Origin of the sequence: Rhizobium sp. Nf11,1, assembly GCF_050587665.1 — a bacterium.
Classification (GTDB): Bacteria; Pseudomonadota; Alphaproteobacteria; order Rhizobiales; family Rhizobiaceae; genus Rhizobium.
Window position 1 is genome coordinate 41594 of the sequence record NZ_JBOBHU010000002.1, and the last position, 23519, is coordinate 65112.

The 23519-nt window shown below is 62.2% G+C and carries 19 protein-coding genes; 8 read left to right on the top strand and 11 right to left on the bottom strand.

All coding sequences use genetic code 11. From position 1 onward, the window contains the following. Positions 1–4: 4 nt before the first annotated feature. Genes ACQ7C1_RS03100 through ACQ7C1_RS03110 form a run of 3 tightly spaced genes read right to left on the bottom strand, consistent with a single transcriptional unit; the run spans position 5 to position 3059 of the window. Positions 5–1705, bottom strand: a complete 1701-nt coding sequence (locus ACQ7C1_RS03100) for an iron ABC transporter permease (RefSeq protein ID WP_430957281.1) — start codon at positions 1703–1705, stop codon at positions 5–7. Beyond that, entirely contained in the window at positions 1705–2535 is an 831-nt protein-coding gene (locus ACQ7C1_RS03105; protein WP_430957282.1) for an iron-siderophore ABC transporter substrate-binding protein, read from the bottom strand. The genes ACQ7C1_RS03100 and ACQ7C1_RS03105 overlap by 1 nt, the downstream gene beginning before the upstream one ends. A gap of 32 nt (positions 2536–2567) precedes the next feature. Then, complete coding sequence (locus ACQ7C1_RS03110) at positions 2568–3059, bottom strand: GNAT family N-acetyltransferase (protein ID WP_430957283.1); 492 nt, start codon at positions 3057–3059, stop codon at positions 2568–2570. A gap of 165 nt (positions 3060–3224) precedes the next feature. Here ACQ7C1_RS03110 and ACQ7C1_RS03115 point away from each other — a divergent pair, with 165 nt between their 5' ends. Further along, the gene (locus ACQ7C1_RS03115) at positions 3225–3881 is read left to right on the top strand and encodes a sigma-70 family RNA polymerase sigma factor (RefSeq protein ID WP_430957284.1); all 657 of its coding nucleotides are present in this window, start codon (positions 3225–3227) and stop codon (positions 3879–3881) included. On the opposite strand, the gene ACQ7C1_RS03120 is transcribed toward ACQ7C1_RS03115, so the two are convergent. The 3 genes from ACQ7C1_RS03120 to ACQ7C1_RS03130 are packed head-to-tail and all read right to left on the bottom strand — an operon-like array spanning position 3772 to position 7371. Continuing rightward, the gene (locus tag ACQ7C1_RS03120; RefSeq protein ID WP_430957285.1) at positions 3772–4956 is read right to left on the bottom strand and encodes a PLP-dependent transferase; all 1185 of its coding nucleotides are present in this window, start codon (positions 4954–4956) and stop codon (positions 3772–3774) included. The two genes, ACQ7C1_RS03115 and ACQ7C1_RS03120, sit on opposite strands and share 110 nt — an antisense overlap. Positions 4957–4966: 10 nt before the next feature. Then, complete coding sequence (locus tag ACQ7C1_RS03125; protein ID WP_430957286.1) at positions 4967–6385, bottom strand: MATE family efflux transporter; 1419 nt, start codon at positions 6383–6385, stop codon at positions 4967–4969. Next, positions 6382–7371: a GNAT family N-acetyltransferase gene (locus tag ACQ7C1_RS03130; RefSeq protein ID WP_430957595.1), complete on the bottom strand. Its 990-nt coding sequence runs from the start codon at positions 7369–7371 to the stop codon at positions 6382–6384. The genes ACQ7C1_RS03125 and ACQ7C1_RS03130 overlap by 4 nt, the downstream gene beginning before the upstream one ends. A gap of 195 nt (positions 7372–7566) precedes the next feature. Here ACQ7C1_RS03130 and ACQ7C1_RS03135 point away from each other — a divergent pair, with 195 nt between their 5' ends. Genes ACQ7C1_RS03135 through ACQ7C1_RS03145 form a run of 3 tightly spaced genes read left to right on the top strand, consistent with a single transcriptional unit; the run spans position 7567 to position 13148 of the window. Continuing rightward, a complete protein-coding gene (locus tag ACQ7C1_RS03135) occupies positions 7567–7785 on the top strand; it encodes an MbtH family protein (RefSeq protein ID WP_430957287.1) in 219 nt (72 codons plus the stop codon). A gap of 18 nt (positions 7786–7803) precedes the next feature. Continuing rightward, entirely contained in the window at positions 7804–11793 is a 3990-nt protein-coding gene (locus ACQ7C1_RS03140) for an amino acid adenylation domain-containing protein (RefSeq protein WP_430957288.1), read from the top strand. Continuing rightward, on the top strand, positions 11790–13148 hold the full coding sequence (locus tag ACQ7C1_RS03145) for a lysine N(6)-hydroxylase/L-ornithine N(5)-oxygenase family protein (RefSeq protein ID WP_430957289.1): 1359 nt from the start codon (positions 11790–11792) through the stop codon (positions 13146–13148). Before ACQ7C1_RS03140 ends, ACQ7C1_RS03145 begins: the two co-directional genes overlap by 4 nt. Here ACQ7C1_RS03145 and ACQ7C1_RS03150 read toward each other — a convergent pair. From ACQ7C1_RS03150 to ACQ7C1_RS03165, 4 genes are read right to left on the bottom strand one after another with little or no spacing between them, the layout of a single operon-like run. Further along, positions 13106–13840, bottom strand: a complete 735-nt coding sequence (locus tag ACQ7C1_RS03150) for a 4'-phosphopantetheinyl transferase family protein (RefSeq protein WP_430957290.1) — start codon at positions 13838–13840, stop codon at positions 13106–13108. The genes ACQ7C1_RS03145 and ACQ7C1_RS03150 overlap by 43 nt on opposite strands. Before the next feature lie 46 nt (positions 13841–13886). Further along, positions 13887–14684 carry an ABC transporter ATP-binding protein gene (locus ACQ7C1_RS03155; protein WP_085781813.1) on the bottom strand — a complete coding sequence of 266 codons (798 nt, stop codon included), beginning with the start codon at positions 14682–14684 and terminating at the stop codon, positions 13887–13889. Between the two features lie 11 nt (positions 14685–14695). After that, on the bottom strand, positions 14696–15589 hold the full coding sequence (ntrB, locus tag ACQ7C1_RS03160; RefSeq protein WP_183698454.1) for a nitrate ABC transporter permease: 894 nt from the start codon (positions 15587–15589) through the stop codon (positions 14696–14698). A gap of 58 nt (positions 15590–15647) precedes the next feature. Next, complete coding sequence (locus tag ACQ7C1_RS03165) at positions 15648–16961, bottom strand: CmpA/NrtA family ABC transporter substrate-binding protein (RefSeq protein ID WP_097601190.1); 1314 nt, start codon at positions 16959–16961, stop codon at positions 15648–15650. Positions 16962–17413: 452 nt separating this feature from the next. On the opposite strand from ACQ7C1_RS03165, the gene ACQ7C1_RS03170 reads away from it, so the two are divergent. Then, complete coding sequence (locus ACQ7C1_RS03170) at positions 17414–19141, top strand: putative bifunctional diguanylate cyclase/phosphodiesterase (protein WP_430957291.1); 1728 nt, start codon at positions 17414–17416, stop codon at positions 19139–19141. 146 nt (positions 19142–19287) lie between these two features. Here ACQ7C1_RS03170 and ACQ7C1_RS03175 read toward each other — a convergent pair whose 3' ends face one another. Continuing rightward, positions 19288–19752, bottom strand: coding sequence for an Lrp/AsnC family transcriptional regulator (locus ACQ7C1_RS03175; protein WP_085782073.1), 465 nt, complete (start codon positions 19750–19752; stop codon positions 19288–19290). A gap of 124 nt (positions 19753–19876) precedes the next feature. Here ACQ7C1_RS03175 and alr point away from each other — a divergent pair, with 124 nt between their 5' ends. The 3 genes from alr (at position 19877) to ACQ7C1_RS03190 (ending at position 23402) form a co-directional block, all read left to right on the top strand. After that, positions 19877–21010 carry an alanine racemase gene (gene alr, locus ACQ7C1_RS03180; RefSeq protein ID WP_430957292.1) on the top strand — a complete coding sequence of 378 codons (1134 nt, stop codon included), beginning with the start codon at positions 19877–19879 and terminating at the stop codon, positions 21008–21010. Between the two features lie 30 nt (positions 21011–21040). Further along, complete coding sequence (locus ACQ7C1_RS03185; protein ID WP_430957293.1) at positions 21041–22309, top strand: D-amino acid dehydrogenase; 1269 nt, start codon at positions 21041–21043, stop codon at positions 22307–22309. A 73-nt stretch (positions 22310–22382) separates the two neighbouring features. Then, positions 22383–23402 (top strand): AraC family transcriptional regulator, encoded by a 1020-nt coding sequence (locus ACQ7C1_RS03190; protein WP_430957294.1) that lies wholly within the window; start codon positions 22383–22385, stop codon positions 23400–23402. Positions 23403–23519 lie beyond the last annotated feature (117 nt).

Consider the following 23519-nt stretch of genomic DNA (forward strand, 5'->3'; position numbering starts at 1 on the left):
TGTCTCAAGGCCGCCGGCGCAGAACGAAAAGCAGCATCGGCGCCCCGACCAGCGCCGAGATCAAACCGGCGGGAACCTGATAGGGGAAGGCGATCATGCGGCCGGCCCAGTCGGCGATGACGAGCAGGGTTGCGCCGATGACGGCGGCCGCGAGGAGCTGGGTCGAGGGGCGGCGAAGGCCGAGCCCGTGGGCAAGCTGCGGCGCCATCAGGCCGACGAAGCTCAAGGGGCCGACGACAAGCGTGGCGGCAGCTGTCATGATCGCCGAGAGCCCGAAGAGGACGCCGCGCGCCGAAGCGATCCTGAGGCCGAGTTCGCTCGCCGTCTCCGGCCCGAGCTGCAGCAGCGCAAGCCAGCGGCTTGCGAGAAAGGCCGCGATGAGACAGGCAAGCGCTATCAGCATGGCGCTTGCCGCAACGCGGTTGTCGACGAAATAGGTCGAGCCAGACATCCAGCGGACCAGAGCCAGGCCGCGCGGATCGCCGCTTGCCGCCAGCACGCCGATCCCGGCATCGAGCATTGCGCCGAAGGCGGCGCCGACCCGCGGCAGGCGGAGGGGGAGGATTTCATTCCATGAGGCGGCGGGCAGCCATGTCCACGCGCCATCTGATGCCCGGCCGAAGAAGATCGCGGCGATCGCCAATGCGACGACCGAGGCGAACAGCAGGACGAGGGAGGACCCTTTGCTGCCGATCGCGAGCCGTGGTGAGGTCATGCCGGGGAGCGTGCGTGAGGCTGTTGCAAGGCGTGGAAGCAGAGCAATCAGGATCGGTCCGCCGAGCAATGCGGTGACGGCCCCGGTCGGCACGAAATCGCCAGGAGCGAGGAGCTTGATCGCCTCATCGGTCAGAAGAAGAAGGCCGGCGCCTGCTATGGGCGACCAGATCAACTGGCTGACGACCCGGCGTGCGCCGGCTAGCCGGACGATCTGCGGGGCGACCAGCCCGATGAAGCCGATGACGCCGACGGCACTGGTGACGAGGGCGCTCAGCGCAATCGCAATCGCTATGATAAAGCCGCGCGCCCATTTGATCGGCAGACCTAGGCTCGCTGCGCCGGCATCTCCGAGCTGGCTCAGCGCCAGCGGTCTCGCGGCGAGCAAGGCGAGGCCGGCGAGGAGGGCAACCTTGGGCAGCAGCGACAGCGGGATCGCCCAGCTTTGCTGCGACAGAGACCCGGCGCCCCAGATGAAGATCCCGGAGAGATATTGATCGTTCATCAGAACGAGAATGGCCGCCGCCGCGCCGCACCAGAGGCCGGTGATCATGCCCGACAGGATGAGGGAAAAGGGCGAGAAGCCGTGCCGGGCGCTGATCGAGAAGATGGCGAAGGCGGCAGCAGCGCTTCCGGCAAGTGCGACCGCGTCGCGACCCCATCCCGTCAGCGACGGGAAGGCGAGCATGACGGAGACCAGCGCCAGATTGGCCCCGGCCGAGACGCCGAGCGTCGTTGGTGAAGCGAGCGGATTGCGCAGCACCTGTTGCAGGATCGTGCCCGACAGCGCAAGCGCGGCGCCGGTGATCAGGGCCGTCGCCATGCGCGGCAGCGTGGAATAGAGGAGGAGAAGGTGCTGCGCATCGTATCCGACTGATGTCTCCAGATGGGGCAACGACGGGAGCAGGTCGAGGAGAGCCAGGCCCAGGCCCGAAAACAGCAGCAGCGCCGCCAGCGCTGGCGCGCCAAAGCCGGAAGTTCGCGCTTTCATCAGGCGGCAGTCTCCAGAACATCGACCATCAGGGTCGAAAAGCGCAGCGCTTCCTGGACCATCCCAAACATCAGGACGCCTGGAACGACCGAGATCCGCTGCCGCCTGACGAAGGGAAGGCTAGTCCACAGCGGACTTTCGGAAAGCCGGCTCAGGACATCGGGCGGAAGCAGGGGCGAAACGACGACGAGATGGGCCTCTTGGTCGAGTTCGGCGAGTTGCTCCAGGCCGATCGTCTGAAATCCCCAGTAGCTCGCTTCGCCCTTCCAGGCATTTTCGAGGCCGATGCGGCGCATGGCGCCGCCGTAGAGCCCGGGACCGCCATAGATGCGCGCATGCCTCTGGTCGATGAAGTTGATGACGGCGACCGGCGCCGCCGACAAGTTATTGGTCCGGTCGCGCAGCCGGGCGAAGGTGGTATCGGCGCGGGCGAGAAATGCCTCCGCTTGCCGCTGCCGGCCGATCATGGCGCCGAGACGCAGCGTTTCCGCATAGGAGCGGTCGAGCGCATCGCCGTTCTCGGCGTAGACGGTGAATATCTCCACCGGTGCGATGCGGGAGAGTTTTTCGTCCAGCGCGGCCAGGAACGGCGTGCTGAGGATGAGCGATGGTCTGAGGCTGGTGAGGACTTCGAGATTGATTTCGGCGGTGGTGCCGATATCGACGACACCTGCGGGCATCGCCGGCTCGACCACCCATTCCGGCCAGTTCCTCAGGGAGGCGATTGCACGTGGCACGCTGCCGAGCGCCAGCATCGTCGACGCCAGACCATAGTCGAGCGAGACGATGTTGGCATCTCCGGCGCGCGCGAGGGTGGGCGAGCCGGTCATTGCCAGAGCGCCAAGAAGAAAGTCTCGTCGTCTCAAAGTGCGGTCCTGCCTGGCTGCGTGTCCGTTAACGGCTTGACCATGAACAGGCACGGATGATCCTCATGCCAGAGTTTTGGAAAGACCTCGGCCTTGACGAAGCCGGTCCGGTCATAGAAGCGCCGCGTCGCCTCGAATTGCGGTTCGTCGCGGCCGCGCGGCGCAAGCGTCTTGACCGTCAGCAGCCGGGCGCCCGATTTCTGGGCGAAGCCTTCGGCAGCGTCGAGGAGATGTCGCCCTGCGCCCTGGCCGTGATATTCCGGCCGCGTCGCGATCAGCGCAATTTCGACGGCATCAGGCAGGTGCGGCTTCAAGGCCATCAGCGCGGTGACGACATCCGCTTCGATATAGCCGAACACCGGCAACTTCTCGATCGCCTGGGCGCTCGCTTCGATGACCTCGGACTCCGAAAACCAGTCGGGCAAGGCACTCATGATCGATCGGCAGAGTTCCGCCTTGCCGGTCAGGATCTCAACTGTTCGTCCCATTTTTTTCTCGCCTTCAGCCCTGTGGATTTAAACTTGACTCTTGTTATCACCTTAAAATAGACACTGCAATCACATCGTGCACATCCGCTTTGAAAAAGGAGCGCCAAGGCCGAACCGACCACCAAGACAGAGCCTGATTTTCCATTCGTAAAAAGGTACAGGACAATGCGAGCATCGCATCGTGATGTGAACGGGAATGCGGTTGTCAACGCAATGATCGAAAACAAGGATAAGCTCCTGAAGACGATCGAAAGCGTTGTCAAATCAAGGGCATACTCCGAGGACATATTTCAGGACGGAGTCATCAAAGCTTATGGGGTCAATGTCGACGGTATTCGCTGCCCCATCGGCTATGCCTTCCGGATGGTCTATAATCTCGCACTGGATGAGAGCCGCCGCCAGCGCCATCAGACGAACAACCACAGGTCGATAGATCAAATCCAGGAGATCACGGCTCCCGTCCCAACGGTGCTTGACCAGCTCGTTGCAGCAGAGACCCTGCGTGACGTGCTGGCTTCGCTCGAGGCGCTGCCGAAGCGCACCAACGACGCCTTCATCCGTCACCGCCTGAACGGCGTGCCGCAGAAGGACATCGCGGCCGAACTCGGCGTCTCACGGACCCTTGTTAATTTCATGATCAAGGCGGCGGAGCAGCATTGCCATTCGGCGATCACCGACTCCCCTCGTGCCGATCACGAACATCGGCAGGATCCTAGCGCCGCGCGGCGTGCAGAGCCTGCTGCAAATCGTTCCACAGCAATTCCGGCTCTTCCAGCCCAACGGCGAAACGTATCGTCTGCTCGCTCACGCCGAACCGGATGAAGGTGGTCATCCGGTCGGGAATCTGCAGCGCCACCTTGGCGGGGACCACAAGCGTTTCCGGCCCTCCCCAGCTGACGCCGAGGCGGATCTCGCGCAGCGCATTGACGAAACGCGCGACATCTATGTCGGGCGTGAGGTCGAAAGCGAAGAGCCCGGCATAACCCGACAGCGTCGCCCGGCCGGGATGGTCTTGAAAGGCCGGGTGGCGAACGCGCGCGATGTCGGGATGCTGCTTCAGCCGATCGGCGAGCAGAAGCCCGCTGCGCTCATGCTCCTTGAGGCGCACACGCAGCGTGCGAATGCCGCGCAGCAGCAGCCAGGCTTCGAAGGGCGAGAGCTTGGCGCCGACATAGGGGTAGGAGGTCGAGTTGATCCTGGCGATCGCCTCCTTCGAGCCGACGACGACGCCGGCGACCGTATCGCTGTGGCCGCCGAGATATTTCGAGGCGGCATGAATGACGATATCGACGCCGTGCTGGATCGGCTTCTGGAAGAGCGGCGTCGCCCAGGAATTGTCGATAATGGTCGTCACACCGGCCTCTTTCGCCATGGCCGACAGGGCTGCGATGTCCTGAAGCTCGAAGATGAAAGAGGAGGGGTTTTCGAGATAGAGCAGCTTGGCGCCCGGCAGCGCCTTGCGCACCTCGTCATGGTCGGAAGGATCGACGAAATCCACCGTGACGCCGAGCCTGCCGAGCAGCTTCACCAGCAGGCGGTAGACATCATTATAGAGGTGGCGGACGGCGACGACCCGGTCGCCCGCTTCCACGAGACTGAGAATGGTCGCGGTGATGGCGGCCGTTCCGCTTGAAAAGGCGCGCCCATCTTCCGCGCCTTCGAGGCGGGCGACCAAGAGCTCGAATTCACGGACAGTCGGATTGTCGCCGCGCGAATAGATGAAGTTGCGCGCCCGGCCGGCGAAGACATCCTCCATCGCCTCGTAACTGTCATAGGTGAAGAGCGAGGTCTGGAAGATCGGCGGCGACACGGCGTTGAAGGCCGAGGGATCGACGGGCGTGAAGAGATCGTCGGCCGCTTGGTCGCCAAGGTCGCGTGGGCTGAAGGACAGGTTCATGATGATCCTCTCAGGGGCAAAAGCTGGGATAGGGACGGAGTGCGGTCAGATCACCGGCCGAGCTCTGCCGGAGCGCGCTGAGTGATCTCGCCAGGCAGAAGCATGACAGCAGGCCGGTGAGCGACGAGGCCAGAAACATGGCTGCGAGCAGGCCTGAAAAACCGAAGAAGGGCGGCAGGAAAGCAAGCAACGGAAAGAGAAGATAACCATATTGCGCCAAGCCTACGGCAAGGGCGGCTTTCGGCCTGCCCTGTGCTTGGAAGAGAATCAGCACGGTCTGCCGGAGGCCGAACAGCAGGAAGGGGAGATGGGTTGCGACGATCGCCTGGCCTGCGATCGATGCCACGGATGCATTGTCGGTGAAGAACGAGGCAAGGTGCCCGGAGAAGATGATCGCCGTCAACCCGTAGGCGCCGCCGACCGCGCTCGTGACGGCGGTTAGCATGCGGGTTGCCGAGAGCACCCGTGATATATCCCCGCGGCCCCAGGCGAAGCTCAGGATGGACTGCGCGCCCAGCGAAATGCCCATGACGGGAAGTGCGCCGACCGAAAGCAGCCGCAGGGCGATCCCGACTCCGGCAATGCCGTCCTCGCCACGATAGGTGCCGGCGAACGACAGCATCGCGGCGATTGCGCCAGCGGTTGCGAGGCTCGTCAGTGTCGTCGGCGCGCCCACGGCAAGGACCGGCCTCAGATGCCTGACATCGCCGAGCCGCCAGCAGAACGTCAGCCGGATCGTCCCGAGCCGTCTCGCATGATAGGCGCCGTAGATTGAGAGCGCCACGAGCTGCGAGAGGATGGTCGCCATCGCCACGCCTTGCAGCCCGAGGCCGAAGCCGAAGATCATGATCGGGTCGAGAATGATGTTCAGCGCAAAGCAGGCGACCAGCGTCCACATGCTGAAGCGGGCATTGCCCTCGGCGATCGCCAGGAAATCGAGAATGATCTGCGCCATTGTCAGCGGGATCGAGACCGCGATGATGAGGAGGTAATGCTGCGCAAGCGGCTGGATGGCTGGCGTGGCGCCGAACAGCAGGAAAGATGGGAAGGTAACGATGGCGGCCGCGCTTGCCGCGCCGAAGGCGATGCCGGCGGCCAGGCTGACCGAGGCCAGCGTACTCGCCCTCGACCGGTTGCCGGCGCCGAGCGCCCGCCCGACCTCGGTTGCCACGCCGACGCCGATACCCTCGCCGAAGGCTGCGACGAGCATCAGGATCGGCAGCACGATCATGATCGCGGCGATCTGGTCTTCGCCGATCATGCCGACGAAGGCCATGTTGATCGTGTGATGGGCGGCATTGATCGACAGGCCGAACATAGCGGGCAGGCCGAGACGCAGCAGCAGCCGGAAAAGCTGCGGGCTGGCAAGATCTTCCGGCGCAAGCCGCCGTTTCCGCAGGCTGCCGCTCATCTCGCTCATGTCGTTCATGATGCGGGCACCCAGAGATGATCGCCGAAGAAGCGCTCGCGGGTCAGCATGACGAGGAGCGCCCGCTTGTGTGGAAAATCGAAATGCTTGATCTTGGCGAAGCCCGAGCGGTCGAGATTGCGGATCTGCTGCTCGTGGCTGGCGCGCGGCTCGCCGACGATGCGTTTCGTGCGGGGATCGTCGAGGAAGATGAAATGCATCAGCGAGGGAAGCCACGCGCTGATCCATTTCTTGCCGCGATAATCCGGCTCGCCGATCGCGACATGCCATCCGCGATCGTAATCGTCGGCATCGTAGTAGGGACCGAGCCGGTTTTCCTTGGCCCAGTAGACCTCGAAATAGCCGAAGGGAATGTCGGCGAAACTGCCGATCAGTGGCAGGACATGCGGATCGGCGATCCTCTCCTCCAGGATCTCCCGGTGCTTCTCGATCGAGCCCGCATCCTCCCAGATCGTGTTGACCTGCTCGTCGTTCATCCAACGGTTAAAGGCCGCAAGATCGGTCTCGGGATCGGCCACCCTGAAGCTGATGTCCCGTTCCAGCCACGGGATGAAGCGCTGGTAGACCGTGCCTTTCGGCTTTGCAGGCCGGCGCGGATGGTAGCGGCCCGCCGTCATCTCCTGCACGGGCGGCAGCGGATAGGACATCTGCGGCAGCCACGGGGAGGGCCATTGCCAGAGGATCGCGGATTCGAGCCGTCCATCGGTGCCTGAGATGTGCCGGGGAAGGCTGGCCTGCTGGCCTTCGAAGGCGACCGATTTGATCGAGCGGTCTTGCGCCGTCACCGCTTCGGCGGCGGCCATGAGAAGCTCGGCCGATTGCACGGGATTTCCCTCGTAGAAGGTCAGCGAGGCGATGCCGGCTTCGACTTCGAGGGCGACTTCGTGATTCCCGTGCACGGTGTGGAGATGGACGATATTGGGGGCGAGCCTGACATAGCTGCGCGCCTGTAGAGCCCGCCTTTGCTTGGCGGCGTCGAAATCCATGATGTTCTCCTTGATCGGCAGGGCTTTTGATGCTGCGAGCATGAAGCCCGCTCCTGCGGCGATTTGATAGAATGACGATCCATCCTTGGGCGGATTTAGGGGTAAACGAAGAAAAAAATTCTCAGCAATTTTTCTAAACTCCGGCAGTGGGGATCCGTCATTAGCGCATGACGTCAATCTCTGCAGGAGCTTCCAATGGACAATCTTGAGCCCCGCGACGATCTCTGGATCGTCGTCATCGACACCGAGCATCACTACTCGGTCTGGCCGCAGGACAAGCGGATTCCAGTGAGCTGGCAGCCTGCGGGTTTTGCCGGTTCGCGCCAGGAGTGCCTCGCCCATATCCGTGAAATCTGGACCGACCCTCGCCCGCTCTCCCTACGCTCGGCCATGGCAGCCGATGCGCGTCTCTGAAAACGTCTGGATGGCAAGATGAACAAGCAGATTACCAATTTCGCCGATGCCCGCCCGACCGACGCTGTGGATGCCGTCTTCGAGAGTTTTCCGCTGACGATCGCGCAGAAGCGCATCTGGTCGCTGGAGCAGATCGGCAATTACACGGTCTTTCCCGATCAGGTCATCGGGCTGCGCTTGGGCGCCGCGACCGGCGTCGAGACGATCGCCGGCGCCTGCCGCGCGCTCGTGGCTGAGAACCCGTCGCTTTCCACTCGTTTCCGCCGGCTGGCGGGCGGCCGCATCGAGCAATATCGCGGCGCATCGAACGCCGTGCCGATCGAAATCCTCGGCAAGGAAGGAGCGGCTCTTTCCGAGGCTGAAGCCTTGGCAGCGCGAAAAGCCTTCCGCGACAGGCGCTTCGATCTCCTGGAAGGGCCGGGGGCGCGCATCCAGATCATCCTGCTGCCCGATGGGCAGTCGCTGCTGACGATCGTGCTGCATCCGATCATCTGCGACGACTGCGAAAAATCCGTTCTTGCCGCTTCGCTGGCGCGCATTCTCGATGGTGAACCCGCCGGCGACGTGCAGCCGGCGGAAATATCGGCCGGGACGCGGGAGGAAGAATGGCTGGAGACGGATGAAGCGCGCCAAGCGCTTGCCTATTGGCGCGACACGATCGGTCTCGACTACGCGGCCTCGACCTTTCCCACCCGCTTCAACAGCGGCGGGCTTGCCGGCGTGGCGCGTGCTGAGCATCGGTTTGCGATCGAGCCCAACCTCTGGGCCAAGCTCGAACGGCATGCGGAGAGCAAGAGATACCAGATCGAGCGCGTGCTTCACGCCGCCTTCTGCGCGCTGCTGGCGCGCTACAGCGGCAACTATGCTTTGCTGACCGGGCTGCTGATCGCCCGCCCCCGCACCGAGCATTTCGCCAGCCGCGGCCGCGCCGAACAGGTGCTTCCTCTCGTGCTTTCGCTGACCTCCCGGCACTCTCTCGACGATGTCGTTGCGGCGATCTCCTCAGTGACGGAGGAGGGGCTTCGCCGGCTGTTGCCGCTGGAGCGCATCACGCAGGAGTTGGTCGTCGACGAAGCGGCCGCACAGGAAGCCGTGGTCAAGGCGCTGTTCGAATTCCGCGAACCCTATCCGGTTCCGAGGCAGGCGACGAACCTGGAACCGCTGGGCGCTCGCGCCGATAGCGAGCTTTCCCTCGTGATCGAGGCTCGTACAGATGGCGCCGCGTACGGGCTGATCGACTATGCTCAGGATCTCTATGATGGCGCCCTGATCGCCCGTGTCGCCAAGCATTTCCGTCTGGTGCTCGAGCAGATCGTCGCGCAGCCAAATCTCAGGATTAGAGATATCGAACTCGTCGGCAGCAACGAGCTCGACTGGCTGTCGGCGCCCTATGAGGATGACGTCGTCAATGACGACCGGCCGGTGCACGAGCTGATTTCGGCCCATTCGCGCCGGACGCCTGAGAAGACGGCAATCGTTTATGGCGACGAGGAGTGGAGCCATGGCTGGTTGGAGGCGAGCACGAACCGCCTCGGGCATCGGCTGCGGCAGCTCGGTGTCCGCGCCGAAGTGACGGTCGCGATCTTCATCAAGCGCTCTCCGGAGGCGATCGTCGGCATCCTTGCCACGCTGAAGGCCGGGGGCGCCTATATTCCGGTCGAGCCAGATCATCCGCCGGTGCGAAACCATCACATCCTGCGCGACGGCGGGGTGAAGATCTTCCTCACCCATAGCTGGCTGCGCCATCGCCTGCCGGAAGAGCTCGACGCCATAGTTCTCGAACTCGACAAGCTCGATCTCGACGGCGAGCCGGATACGCCGCTCCATGTTCCCACGCACAAGGACCAGCTCGCCTATGTCATGTATACCTCGGGTTCGACGGGATTGCCGAAAGGTGTGGCCGTCGAGCACGGTCCACTAACGCACCATCTGCAGAATACCTCGCGTGTCTATGGCATAAGCTCGGAGTCCCGCGAGCTGCCCTTCCTGCCCTTCAGCTCGGACGGCGGCCATGAGCGGTGGATGAACCCGCTGATGGAGGGCGGCAGCATCATCCTTCCCGACCAGCCGCTCTGGACCCCGGAAGAGACGCTGACGGCGATGCGCAAGCATGGCGCCAACAATGCCAGCATTCCGACAACCTATCTGCAGCAGCTGGCGGAATGGGCCGACATTTCCGACGGCGCCCCGCCGATGCGGCTCTATTCCTTCGGCGGCGAGGGGCTCGCGCAATCGACCTTCGATCTTCTGTCGCGGGCGCTGAAATCGGAATGGCTGATCAACGGCTACGGACCGACGGAAACGATCATGACGCCGATGGTCTGGAAGGTGAGGGCCGGCACCAAGTTCCAGGGCGTCTATGCCCCGCTCGGCCGCGCCGTCGGGCTCCGGCGCGTCTATGTGCTCGATCCCGACCTCAACCTGTGCCCGATCGGCGTGACCGGCGAGCTCTATATCGGCGGCGAGGGCATCGCCCGCGGCTATATTGGCAAGCCGGATACGACGGCCGACCGCTTCATTCCCGACCCATTCTCCAAGGAAGGCGGCCGGCTCTATCGCTCCGGCGACCTGACGCGCTGGCGCGAGGACGGAACCGTCGAGTTCGTTGGCCGCGTCGATCATCAGGTGAAGCTGCGCGGTTATCGCATCGAACTCGGCGAGATCGAAGCAGCACTCCTCCAGCAGCCCGTCGTCGGCGAAGCCCTGGTCGTGCTGCGCGATGACGATGCCGGCGAAAAGGCACTGGTTGCCTATGTCGTGCCGAAGAAGGACGAGAGGCTTGACGTCGGGACGGTCCGCGCCGGCCTCGAACGCAGCCTGCCGTCCTACATGGTGCCGGCGGCCGTGGTCGAACTGGAAAAGATGCCGACCAATCCGAACAGCAAGCTCGACCGCTTCGCGCTGCCCGCACCCCAGCCGGTCAAGCGCGCCATCATCGAGCCGGCGACCGCGCTCGAAGAAGAGGTGCTGGATGTCTGGCGCCAGGTTCTCAAGCTGGAAGCGATCAGCGTCGAGGACAATTTCTTCGCCATCGGCGGCAATTCGCTGGGCGCGATCCGCATCCTCACGCAGCTGCGGCAGCGACGGCCGAAAATCCCGCTCACCGTCGCAGATATCTTCAACAACCCGACCATCCGCGCCTTTGCCGGCGTGATGGAAGAGGGGGAGGAGCGAGATCTCTCCGGGGTGATCGTGCTGCGCGCTTCAGGGGCCAAGCCGCGGCTCTATTGCTTCCCGGGGCTTCTCGTCAGCACCCGCGAATACGTGAAACTCGTCGATTATCTCGGCGCCGACCAGCCGGCGACTGGCTTCATTTGCCACTCGCTGTCCGAGAAGAAGGAAGTCGGCGCGCCCGTTGACGAGATCATCGAGAGCTATGTCGACTATATCAGGAAGCACAGCAAGGGTGCGCCCTGCTACTTTCTCGGCTGGTCCTGGGGCGGGCTTCTGGCCTATGAGGCTGCCCGCACTCTCGCCAACGAGGTCGACGTCCGGATGATGGCGATGGTCGATGTCTGCGATCTCGGATCGGAATTCGCGATCGGCGCCAAGCCGCGCTTCCGGCCCGGCGAACGCGATGCGCTTCACCGGGACGTGCACGCTTGGCTGCAAAGGACCGCGATGCGCCCGGAATGGGACCGGCTGCTTTCGACGATGGACGCCGATACCTACGAGCAGTTCCTGCGCTTCGTCGGCGACGAGAAGGACCCGCTGCCGACCGACGGACCCGATATCAGCAGCCGCGAACATACGTTCTGGGTGCTGATCGACAATGCTCTGATCTTCCGCAAGCATCGGCTCGTTCCCCATGACGTGCCGATCTATCCCTGGGCAGCCGACGACAGCCTCAATCGCGGCCTCAACCTGATCGATTGGCGCCGCCTGTCGCCGCGGGCGCACGCGGCCGAGATCATCACCGGCACCAACCACCTGCACATGATCGGGTCTCCGGCCTTCCACTCAAGACTTGCCCTGCGTCTCAAGGAAACAGAGAAGGATAACGCATGACCGTCGCTTTTACCCGCAGAGATGCCCTGAACGAGCCGCTCGATCTTGCCGGCATCGGCATCGGTCCCTCCAATCTGAGCCTTGCCTGCCTGCTGGAATCCGTGCCCGAGGTCCGCAGCCGCTTCTTCGAGCGGCGCGGCGCCTTCGACTGGCATCCCGGCATGATGATGCCCGGCGTCGAGCTGCAATCGTCCTTCCTTAAGGACCTCGTCACCCCGGTCCTGCCGACCAGCCGCTGGTCCTTCATCTCCTATCTGGTCGCCCATAAGCGGCTCTACGCCTTCCTGAACGCCAATTACGAGGCCGTTCCGCGGCAGGAGTTTGCACGCTATCTCGCCTGGGTTGCCAACGGCGTAGACGGTTTGCGCTTTTCGACTGAAATTCGCGACGTCGAGCACCGCGACGACCGCTTCGTCCTGCGCTTCGACAACGGCCAGGAAGAAGCGCGCAACCTGGTGATCGGCACCGGGTCTTCGCCCTTCGTGCCTGACTGGGCAAAACCCTTCTTGGGTGCGGATTGCTTCCACAATAGCGAGGCCAAATCTCGCCTCGAGGATCTTCGTGCCGCCCGCATCGTCGTGGTCGGCGGCGGCCAGAGCGGCGGCGAGGTGGTGGAAGCGCTGCTTGGGGACCCTGGCTCGATGACGGAACTGATCTGGATCAGCCGGCGCCATAATTTCGAGCCCATCAACGATACGCCGTTTTCGAACCAGGTCTTCTCGCCGGAATATGTGCAGGCCTATCTGAAGCTCAGCAGCGAGCAGAAGCAGGCGGCGCTGAAGAACTCGATCCTGACCAGTGACGGCCTGTCGATTTCGACGATCCACTCGATCTACCGCCGCCTCTATGCGCTGCGTTACCTTGAGCAGAGCACGCTGAATGCATCTTTGTCGCCGAACCGCGATGTGATCCAGATGGAGCGGAACGGCAATGCCTATCGGCTCATCGTCCGCAACCATTTCGATGGCGGGATCGAGGTGCTGCATGCCGATGCGGTGGTGCTGGCAACCGGCTACAGGTTCCGTTTGCCGGATGCGCTCGGATCGCTAAGCGAAAGGATCAGCCTCGACAGAAACGGCTATCCCAGCCTGAACGACGACTACACGATGCAGTGGACAGGCCCGAGGACCAACCGCCTGTTTGCGCAGAACGCCGGCCGATACTCGCACGGCATAGCCGACTCGCAGCTCAGCCTCATGGCGTGGCGTAGCGCCAAGATCGTCAACACGCTTCTCGGCCGGCAGCATTTCGATGCCGAGCCTGACAATGCCCAGCTGGTCTGGGCGACGGAGGCAGCTTCTGCCATGTCGCATCAGCTCCGGGCCGGCCATTCGGACGGCATGCTGTCATCCTGAAACGTCAGGACATGAATGCTGGGGGCGCGAAATTGTGAGTGGACGGCCAGCGCGGCGACGTGCTGGCTGCCGCTCTCGATCAGGCGGTGATGCCATTGCCGGTCCGGTGCGCCGCTCTGAACCATGACAGGGATGCCGTCCTGCCAGGAAAAGGCGACGCTGCGGGGATCTTCACGCAAGCCTACCCCGAGTGCCTTGAGATGGCTCTCCTTGAGCGCCCAAAGGGCAACGGCTGCACGCGGCCGTTCGCCCGCAGGCAGTTGATCGAGCCACTGCCGTTCGTCCAGGCTGCAATAGCTCTCCAACGCCGCCGCTTCGATTTCGGCGTCCGCGCGTTCGCAGTCGATCCCGACGCGCTCGCATTCTGAAGTGACGGCGACGGCCACCAGCCCGTCGGCATTGGAAAGGCTGAACTGCAGCCTGTTGCGACCCTCGACCGTCAGCCTGCCGTACGCATCCGCCTGCAACAGCACCTTGTCAGGTTGCGTCTCGGTATGCGCGCTCAGTACTTGCCGCAGCAGACAGCGGCCGGCGATGAACGAGGTTCGGTCGCGCTCGAAGCGATAGGTCGCGGCGCGCTCCCGCTCATTCGGTGAAAGCCACTGCATCCAGCGCTTCTCGCCGCTGTCGTTCTTCGGATATTTCCAGAGCACGACATCGATGGCGGCCGGTTGATTGTCTGATTGCTGCATCGGGCCAGTATGCGTAACGCGGCCCGATTGGCAATCTTCGCGGGATTTACTCCGCGGCTTCGATGAAGCGGTGGCGTTCGTAAAGGAATTTGAGCACGGCCTCGCGGCATTTGAGATATGTCCGGTCGGAGGCGAGCTCGATGCGATTTCGGGGACGGGGCATCGTGACGTCGAGCACTTCGCCGATGCGGGCCGCCGGGCCGTTGGTCATCATCACGATGCGGTCGGACAGCAGCACCGCTTCATCGACATCATGGGTGATCATCACCATCGTGTTGCCGAGCCGGCTATGGATCTCCATCACCGCATCCTGAAGATGGGCGCGGGTCAATGCGTCGAGTGCCCCGAACGGCTCGTCGAGCAGCAGGATCTTCGGCTCCATTGAAAGCGCGCGGGCAATGCCGACGCGCTGCTTCATGCCGCCGGATATCTCCGCGGGCCGCTTGTCCCTGGCATGGGCCATCTGCACGAGGTCGAGATTGGCCATCACCCAGTCATGTCGCTCGGCCTTGGTCTTCGTTCGGCTGAAGACCTTGGAGACGGCGAGATTCACGTTCTCATAGACCGTCAGCCAGGGCAGGAGCGAATGGTTCTGAAAAACGACGGCGCGTTCCGGGCCCGGCTCGTTGACCTCTTGATTTTCCAGAAGCACGGCGCCTGCCGAAACCGGAGTCAAGCCGGCAATGAGATTGAGCAGGGTGGACTTGCCGCAACCGGAATGGCCGATGATCGAGACGAATTCGCCCTGAGAAATCGTCAGGTTGATGTCCTTCAGGACTTCGGCGCGCACGCCGCCGCGATCGAAATGCTTGTCGATATGATCGAGCTTGAGATAGGCGTTCATCGGTATGGTCCTCAGTTGGCCATGGCGCCGCGGGTGACGAGTTTGCCGAGCGCGGCCACCAGCTTGTCAAGAGCAAAACCGACGATGCCGATATAGGCGAGCGCGACGATGATGTCGGGAAGGCGCGAGGAGTTCCACGCATCCCAGATGAAGAAGCCGATGCCGACGCCGCCGGTCAGCATTTCGGCCGCGACGATGGCGAGCCAGGAAAGGCCGACGCCGATCCTGAGGCCGGTGAAGATGTAAGGGGCCGCCGACGGCAGCATGATCTTCCAGAAGAATTCGAGCTGGTTGAGGCGCAGTACCTCGGCGACGTTGCGATAATCCTGCGGAATATTGCGGACGCCGACGGCGGTGTTGATGATGACAGGCCAGATCGAGGTGATGAAGATGACGAAGATCGCCGAAGGGCTGGAATCCTGGAATGCGGCGAGCGACAGCGGCAGCCAGGCGAGCGGCGGCACCGTGCGCAGCACCTGGAAGATCGGATCGAGGCCGCGCATGGCCCAGACCGATTGACCGATGATCGCCCCGATGATGACGCCGGTGACTGCGGCAAGGCCGAAGCCATAAGCCACGCGCTGCAGCGAGACCAGCACCCGCCAGCCGAGCCCGATATCCTGGGAGCCGTAGTTGAAGAACGGATAGGCGATGAGGTCGTAGCTATCCTGCCAGACCTGGTGCGGCGAAGGCAGGGAGGCGTCCGCCGATGAACAGAGCGCCTGCCAGAGGAGGAGGACGAGAGCCAGCACGACGGCCGGCGGAACGACATTGTGAAGTGCGGTCAGCGCCGCGCGGCGAAAATCGATCCGCGATGCTTGCTTGCCGGAGAATGACAGAACCTTCGCCGCCGGCTTTGCAGAGGCGACGATCGAGGGATTTTCTTTATTTGCCAGGGCGGACATCAGCGCGCTCCTCACGGGAATGGAAGGCCGGCGCGCCGGTCGCGCGCCGGAGGCGGGATCAGGAGACGGCCTTGATCGAAAGGCTCTCCAGGTAGGCGGAGGGATTTTCAGGGTCAAAGACCTTGCCGTCGAAGAAGGTTTCCTTGCCGCGGGACGACGATGCGGGAATGTCGGCAGCAGCGATGCCGAGATCCTTGGCAGCCTCGCGCCAGATATCCTCGCGGTTCACCTGGTTGACCAGCGCCTTCACATCGGTCGTCGCCGGCAGGTTCCCCCAACGGATGTTTTCCGTCATGAACCAGGCATCGTGGCTCTTGAACGGGTAGGAGGCGCCGTCCTTCCAAAACTTCATGTAGAGATCGGTCGCCTTGACCTCGCGGCCATTGCCATAATTGATATCGCCCTTCAGGCGGCCGAGCACATCCTTGGTCGGAACGTTGAACCATTGACGCTTGCCGAGAATCTCCGCCATCTCCGCCTTGTTGTCCATGCTGTCGCACCATTGCTGCGCTTCCATGACGGCCATCAGCAGGGCCTTGGCGGCATTCGGGTTCTTTTCGATCCATTCGGCGCGGAGCCCCAGCGCCTTTTCGGGATGGCCCTTCCAGAGCTCGCCGGTGGTGGCTGCCGTGAAGCCGATGCCCTGGTTGACGAGCTGCTCGTTCCAAGGCTCGCCCACACAGAAAACGTCCATGTTGCCGACCTTCATGTTGGCCACCATCTGCGGCGGCGGCACGACGATGGTCGAAACGTCCTTGTTCGGGTCGATGCCGCCGGCGGCAAGCCAGTAGCGGATCCAGAGGTCGTGGGTGCCGCCCGGGAAGGTCATGGCGGCCTTGATCTCCTTGCCTTCGGTCTTCTTCTTTTCGAAGGCTGCCTTCAGCTTCGAGGCATCGAGCTGGACGCCGGTTTCGGCATATTCCTTGGCGACGGAGATGCCCTGGCTGTCGAGATTGAGCCGGGCAAGGACTGCCATCGGCACCGGCTTGTTGTTCTGCGTCACCTTGCCGGTGTGCATGAGATAGGGGAGCGGCGAGAGGATGTGAGCGCCGTCGATACCGTTGGCTGCGCCGCCCAACACAAGATTGTCTCTCGTCGCACCCCAGGACGCCTGTTTGGCGACATCCGTTTCCGGAAGTCCATATTTTTCGAACAGGCCTTTTTCCTTGGCGATAATCAGCGGCGCGGAATCCGTGAGCGCGATGAAGCCGAGCTTGATGCCGTTCACTTCAGGGCCTGCCCCGGCCGCAAAGGCGCCGGAGGGAAAGGCGGTCTTGACGGCGCCGATGAGGGCGGCCGCTGCAGTCGTCTTGAGCATGCTCCGGCGGGTGATGCCGGTTGCCGATATCGCAGTCGTCGAAATCTTCTTCATCTGCAGGTTCCCCTCTGCTTGGTGAATTCGGACGCAAAAAAACGCCGCCGGAATGCGTCCACGGGATGAGTGCATCCCGGATGGCAATCCTTGCGACGTCGATGTCTGACGTAAGCGCTTATGTCGCGCCCATCTGCAGCGGTCGCCGTTGACCGATGCACATTGAAGGCCTGCAATCGGTGTGCCAAGTCCAAAGGGACGGCAGTAACTTCATGAGCTGAAAGGGAAAAATAAGTCGATTCCAGCATGCTTATTTCATGGGCAGTCGGAATATGTGATTAGTATTTGTGCTGTTACCAGGGGGGTGGCATTCGCAAGAGCGTTATATTTGTGCATCGCAATGGCCGTTTATGGGCTGACTGATTGGCCAGCAGGGTCTTTGGCCTTCGTTCGATTAGCACTCTTTAAGATATTCAATGCGACACTCGGGCGAACGTAACAGCGAGATTGCCTTGAGCAGCAAACGATCCAGAACGAATGTCGAACTTGAAAATCTGCTTCGCCAGCTTGGCTTGGCTCTTGAGGCATCCAGGATTGGCATCTGGCAGCACAATATCTCAAAAAATCAGACGCGCTGGGACGAGCAGCTCAAGCTGATCTATGGCGTTCCGAAAGCGCCGCTTGATGTTATCTGGCTGGACAGCGTCCACCCCGATGATCTGGCGGCGACCAATGAAATATTTCTGCGGGCGATCGAAACCAGATCGGATTACGCATCGGAATTTCGCATTGTTCGACCAGACGGAGCGATCCGCTATCTGCGTTCGCGCGCTCGCTATTTCGTCGATGCGGCCGGCGACCCCTGCTTTGTCGGCGCTGAATGGGATGTGACCGACGACGTTCTGCTCAACAAGGAACTGGAGAGGAGCCGGGCGGAAGCTCGGTTCGCGGCCGATCACGATCACCTCACCGGTCTCTTGAACCGGCGTAGTTTCGATTTCGCCCTGTCCGAGCTTGCCAGGCAGGAGGGCGTCAAGGTTGCGCTTCTCCATATAGACGTGGACCATTTCAAGGAGATCAATGATCGCTTCGGGCATGCGGTCGGCGACCTCGTTCTGTGTCATGTCAGCGAGATTCTTCTGGAGGCCATTTCGGCGAATGACGTCGCAGCGCGCCTCGGCGGCGATGAGTTCGCAGTCATCGTCACTGAGGACGAACCCGACAGGACGAGGGCGGTGCTCGATCATATTCAGCGACGCCTGGAAAGCCCGCTTCCTGGTGTCGACCGGGCACTCAGCGTGCAGTGTTCCATTGGCGTTGCCAGCGCCATGAGCGCAGATTTTGCCAAGCTGCTCTCCCAGTCGGACCTGGCTTTGTACCACGCCAAACGGAATGGCCGGAATCGCGCCGAGATTTTCACCGACGAGATGGCCTCGAGGCTGGCGAACGAAAGGCAGATCGTCCAGGATCTGCGATCCGGATTGGCGCTCGGCCAGATCCGTCCATTTTACCAGGTGCAGGTCGACGCCAGGTCTTTCCGGGTAAACGGTGTCGAAGCTCTGGCGAGATGGCACCATCCGACGAGAGGAATTCTCGCTCCGGCGCATTTCCTGCCTCTCGCCTCGTCGAACGGATTGGTCGCAGAGATTGACGATGTCATCCTGAGGGCCGTCCTGTTGGATATGAAATCCTCGGCCTCGCTGCTCGAGCGCGTTCGGCTGTCGATCAACCTCTCCGCCGAGCGTCTCGATGATCCCGAATTGACAACGAAACTCGGCGGCTATGACATCCCGCCCGGCCGATTGAGCTTCGAGCTGATAGAGACGATATTCCTGGACAGCCTGAGCGATCGGGTGCGCCAGAACATCCAGGCCATCAAGTCCTTCGGTATCGACATCGAGATCGACGATCTAGGATCGGGGCATGCCTCCTTGCTGGGCCTGCTCGAGCTCAGACCGGACCGCGTCAAGATCGATCGCCAGCTTGTGATGCCGATCCTGCAATCCGTTCCCAGCCGCCGGCTTGTCAGTTCGCTGGTCGACATAGCGCGCGCGCTTGACATGGAGGTGATTGCGGAAGGCGTGGAAACCTTCGAGCATGCCAAAGTGCTCGCCGATCTTGGCGTCCACACTCTCCAGGGTTATGCTTTCGGACGGCCGCAGTCGTTTGCCGACCTGGCAGCGCGATTGGCGCAGGAAGCATTGGAGTTCGGGCAAGCCAACTCTATCCGGTTAGCCTGACAGAGCCTCGAAGTGATCAGTGACTCCGTTGGAGTGATCGGCCCGACACCGCAACTGCTTCAGGGAAGCAATTCGAGGATCAGTGTCGTCTACGCGTCTGGAGACGCGGGCTGCAAGACTGGAGAGCGATTCAGGCCGACGCCTGCTCATCGCTTACTTTTGGTGCGCGTCGCCAGGACGTTGCGGATCGAGAAGCTGGAGTGAATCCTGAGGACGCCTGGCAAGGCCGATAATATTTCCTTGTGGATCCGTTCGAATTCGCCGGCATTGGCGACTTCCACGCGCAGCAGATAGTCGGATCCACCCGTCATCAGGAAACATTCGCGGATTTCCGGATGACGGCGGACGGCCGCCTCGAAACGGTCGAGATAATCCTCCGTCTGCCGTTCGAGGGTGATGTTGATGATAACGGCAATCATCGCGTCCGCATTGCTCGTATCGAGAAGCGCCGTGTAGCCGCGGATCACGCCCGTTTTTTCCATGATCTTGATACGTCTGAGGCAGGCCGATGGCGAAAGGCCGATTTCGGCAGCAAGCTTGGCATTGCTCATCCTGGCGTCAAGGCGCAGCAGCCTCAGGATGTTGCGATCTGTCGTGTCGAGGGCAGGCATGCTCGATTGTTCCAAAGTTTCGTAGATTATGCGCATAATATGCAAGCTGTGCAATATTATAAGACAAAATGACCGGCAATATCGCTTATTCTTTCATACACTCGATGGAAACAAGAGGGTGAACATGGACAGCGCTATTTTGGTCTCCCATGCACGTACTGCCACGATCACGCAGGGAGCCACGGGCTTTCTGACGATCGATCTTGCGGCACTGGGCCGCAACTATCGGAAGCTCGTGTCGATGCTGGGCCCGGTGCGCGCAGGCGCCGTTGTCAAGGCCGATGCCTATGGCCTCGGCGCGGAGCGGGTGGCGAAAACTCTCTACGCCCAAGGTTGCCGGCACTTCTTCGTTGCTCAATTCGTCGAGGCAGCGCGGCTGCGGCCGGCGCTCGCGCAGGAAGCCCAGATATTCGTTCTGAACGGCCTGCAGCCGGGCAATGAAATTGCCTGCGCCGAACTGGACATTGTACCGGTCCTCAATTCGCTCGCCCAGTGGCAGCAATGGTCGGCGGCGGCGCGCGCGCTGAAGCGCTGCCTGCCTGCCGTCCTGCAATTCGACACCGGCATGTCGCGGTTGGGCTTTCCCCCGGAGGAAAGGGCGGAACTGGCGACAGCCCTTCGCAACGGCACCAACATCGAAGTCCTGTTCATCATGAGCCACCTGGCCTCGGCAGATGAGACCGAGGGTCAGCAGAATAGCGACCAGCTGGCAGAAATGTCCTGCATCGCCGACGAATTTCCAGGCTTCGACATCTCCTTCGCCAATTCCGGCGGGGTTTTCCTTGGCAAAGCCTATCACGGCGTGCTCGCCCGGCCGGGCATCGCGCTTTACGGCGGCGCTCCGAGCGCCGGCCCGGCGAACCCGATGGAGCCGGTCGTCAGTCTCGATGTTGCCGTCGTGCAGACGCGGACCGTATCACCGGGCACCAAGGTTGGTTATGGTGGCGCGCATGTCGCGCAACGGGAAATGCGTCTCGCCACCATTGCCGCCGGCTATGCCGACGGCTTGCCGCGCTGCCTGAGCGACCGCGGCGCCGTCTATTACCAAGGCACCCGCCTGCCGATCGTCGGCCGCGTTTCGATGGACAGCATCACAGTCGATATGTCGGCGCTGCCCGAAGGCGCGCTGACGCTCGGCAGCCTTGTCGAGGTGCTCGGTCCGCATCAGACGCTCGAGGATATTGCGCGGGATGCCGACACCATATCTTATGAAATCCTGACCGGTCTCGGCGATCGGTATCACAGGCAATATCGCTGAGAGCCGGCTGGCTCCATCCTTGGGGACATCATGAAAGTCATCGTTCTGGGCGCCGGCATCGTCGGTGTCACATCCGCCTATCAATTGGCCAAGGCAGGCCACGAGGTTACCGTCGTCGATCGGCAATCGGGGCCAGCGCTGGAGACGAGCTTTGCCAATGCCGGCGAAGTCTCATTCGGCTATTGCTCCCCATGGGCGGCACCCGGCATTCCAATGAAGGCCATGAAATGGCTGTTCATGAAGCATGCGCCGCTCATCCTGCGCCCGAAATTGGACATGGCCATGCTCTCCTGGATGGCGAGGATGCTGTCGAACTGCACCTCCGAGCGCTACGCGATCAACAAGAGCCGCATGCTGCGTCTTGCCGATTACAGCCGCGTCGCGCTCGCCGAGCTTCGCGCCGAAACCGGTATCACCTATGACGAACGCATGCAGGGAACTCTGCAGCTGTTTCGCACGCAGCAGCAGCTCGATGCCTCGGCGAAGGACGTCAAGGCGCTCGCCGCCGACGGCATTCCCTACGAGGTCTTGGACCGAGATGGCTGCATTCGCGTCGAACCGGCGCTGAAGCACGTGCGCGACAAGATCGTCGGCGGGCTGCTGACGCCGAAGGACGAAACCGGCGATTGCTTCAAGTTCACCAATGCGCTCGCCGACAGAGCCGAGGCGCTCGGCGTCCGTTTCGCCTATGGGACGACGATCAAGGCTCTCGACGTCGAGGCCGGCCGCGTACGCGGGATCGTCACCGATCGCGATCTTGATCGCGGGCGCGAGCGGTTGAGCGCGGATGCCGTCGTGGTCGCGCTCGGCAGCTATTCGCCGCTGCTGCTGAAGCCGCTCGGCATTCGCCTGCCGGTTTATCCAGTCAAGGGCTATTCGCTGACCATCCCGATCACCGACGCCGCGCGCGCGCCGGAATCGACTGTCATGGACGAAACCTACAAGATCGCGATCACCCGGCTCGGCGACCGCATCCGCGTCGGCGGCATGGCCGAAATATCAGGCTATACCAACGATCTCGGTCTCGCCCGCCGCAGCACGCTCGAACATTCCGTCACCGATCTTTTCCCGGGGGGCGACGTTTCCAGGGCTTCCTTCTGGTCCGGCCTGCGCCCGATGACGCCGGACGGCACGCCGGTCATCGGCCCGACCAAGATCGCAGGCCTGTTCCTCAATACAGGTCACGGCACGCTCGGCTGGACCATGAGCACGGGTTCGGCGCGGCTGATCAGCGACCTCGTCGGCGGCGCCACGCCTGATATCGATGCGAGGGATCTTGCCGTTAGCCGATACGGCTGACGCGCATAGACGGCAGGAGGAATGAATGAGATGATACGCTTGTCACTTGCGGTCATCTTTTGCGAGGTCACGAATGTCCGCTAGCTCCGATTGGCATGCCCCTGGCAACCTGGTCCAACCGTCGGGAGTAGCGAATGTGTCTTTTCGGGCAACCGTGCAGAACGGAACGGACGCGGATCAGCTCGCAGAAGCATTGTCAACGCCGACATCCAAGATAAGCGTTTCGGCGGAAGGCACGACGCCCATTGGATATCGCTGCAATTTCATCTCGATGGAAGATGTAAGCGTCGCTGATTGCTCTTACGAAGGTTCGATTTCCAGCAGGCGAGACGGGGTCGCCGATAAACTTTCTATATTCCTGCCGACACAGGGGATGATGTTGTTCGGCGGCAAGCGGGAGCCGATATATTCGCTTCCGGGTCGCGGCGTAATCCTGGAACAGGGCGCCGTCAGGGGAACGAGGATCGTCGGCCCCCGCCGTCATTTCTGCCTTTTCATCGACCGCGCCAAGATCGCTGCGCAGCTCACCCATATGTGCGAGCGGACGATCAGCGGCGATGTCGGCTTTCGCACCGACATCGATCTGACGGCCGGTCCGGGGTTTCTCCTGCAGCAACTCGTCTCGAACCTCCACAGCGGCCTCAGTGGCAACGGCTTGCTGCAACGCTCACCTCTTGCAGTCAAATCGCTCTGCGATGCAGCGGTGTACCTGCTTCTGGAGACATGTCCCCATCACTATTCGGAGGAACTGGCGCGCTCCGCGCCTCTCCCGGCCCCGCGTCATGTGAAATGGGCCATGGATTTCATGCAGGAACATATCGCCGAACCGATCTCGCTCAGCGAAATCGCCATGGCGGCCAAAGTAAGCGTTCGAACTTTGCAGCAGGGCTTCCGTCAGTTCAGGAACACCACTCCGATCGCCTATCTGCATGAAATCAGGATGGCTGCCGCCCATCGCGATCTGCTGGAATCAGACGGAACCCAGGCCATCGCCGAAATCGCGCTGAGATGGGGGTTCACCCATCTCGGGCGATTTGCAGCGGACTACCGGAAGCGTTTCGGCCAGTTGCCGTCACAGACCGTGAAGCGCTAACCTCGCAGGATTTCGGCTTGGCCGGAGCCGCCGGCAGACGATCCCGACGTGAAAATCTGTTGGATTCCGTAGATCTCGTCGAAGGGGAACGGTTCGAAGAGCCCGTCGGCGATCATT

Bases quoted from the DNA above. Each gene is read 5' to 3' on its own strand.
- ACQ7C1_RS03100 (WP_430957281.1), bottom strand. From the start codon at position 1,705: ATGAAAGCGCGAACTTCCGGCTTTGGCGCGCCAGCGCTGGCGGCGCTG.
- ACQ7C1_RS03105 (WP_430957282.1), bottom strand. From the start codon at position 2,535: ATGACCGGCTCGCCCACCCTCGCGCGCGCCGGAGATGCCAACATCGTC.
- ACQ7C1_RS03110 (WP_430957283.1), bottom strand. From the start codon at position 3,059: ATGGGACGAACAGTTGAGATCCTGACCGGCAAGGCGGAACTCTGCCGA.
- ACQ7C1_RS03115 (WP_430957284.1), top strand. From the start codon at position 3,225: ATGCGAGCATCGCATCGTGATGTGAACGGGAATGCGGTTGTCAACGCA.
- ACQ7C1_RS03120 (WP_430957285.1), bottom strand. From the start codon at position 4,956: ATGAACCTGTCCTTCAGCCCACGCGACCTTGGCGACCAAGCGGCCGAC.
- ACQ7C1_RS03125 (WP_430957286.1), bottom strand. From the start codon at position 6,385: ATGAACGACATGAGCGAGATGAGCGGCAGCCTGCGGAAACGGCGGCTT.
- ACQ7C1_RS03130 (WP_430957595.1), bottom strand. From the start codon at position 7,371: ATGGATTTCGACGCCGCCAAGCAAAGGCGGGCTCTACAGGCGCGCAGC.
- ACQ7C1_RS03135 (WP_430957287.1), top strand. From the start codon at position 7,567: ATGGACAATCTTGAGCCCCGCGACGATCTCTGGATCGTCGTCATCGAC.
- ACQ7C1_RS03140 (WP_430957288.1), top strand. From the start codon at position 7,804: ATGAACAAGCAGATTACCAATTTCGCCGATGCCCGCCCGACCGACGCT.
- ACQ7C1_RS03145 (WP_430957289.1), top strand. From the start codon at position 11,790: ATGACCGTCGCTTTTACCCGCAGAGATGCCCTGAACGAGCCGCTCGAT.
- ACQ7C1_RS03150 (WP_430957290.1), bottom strand. From the start codon at position 13,840: ATGCAGCAATCAGACAATCAACCGGCCGCCATCGATGTCGTGCTCTGG.
- ACQ7C1_RS03155 (WP_085781813.1), bottom strand. From the start codon at position 14,684: ATGAACGCCTATCTCAAGCTCGATCATATCGACAAGCATTTCGATCGC.
- ntrB (WP_183698454.1), bottom strand. From the start codon at position 15,589: ATGTCCGCCCTGGCAAATAAAGAAAATCCCTCGATCGTCGCCTCTGCA.
- ACQ7C1_RS03165 (WP_097601190.1), bottom strand. From the start codon at position 16,961: ATGAAGAAGATTTCGACGACTGCGATATCGGCAACCGGCATCACCCGC.
- ACQ7C1_RS03175 (WP_085782073.1), bottom strand. From the start codon at position 19,752: ATGCCTGCCCTCGACACGACAGATCGCAACATCCTGAGGCTGCTGCGC.
- alr (WP_430957292.1), top strand. From the start codon at position 19,877: ATGGACAGCGCTATTTTGGTCTCCCATGCACGTACTGCCACGATCACG.
- ACQ7C1_RS03185 (WP_430957293.1), top strand. From the start codon at position 21,041: ATGAAAGTCATCGTTCTGGGCGCCGGCATCGTCGGTGTCACATCCGCC.
- ACQ7C1_RS03190 (WP_430957294.1), top strand. From the start codon at position 22,383: ATGTCCGCTAGCTCCGATTGGCATGCCCCTGGCAACCTGGTCCAACCG.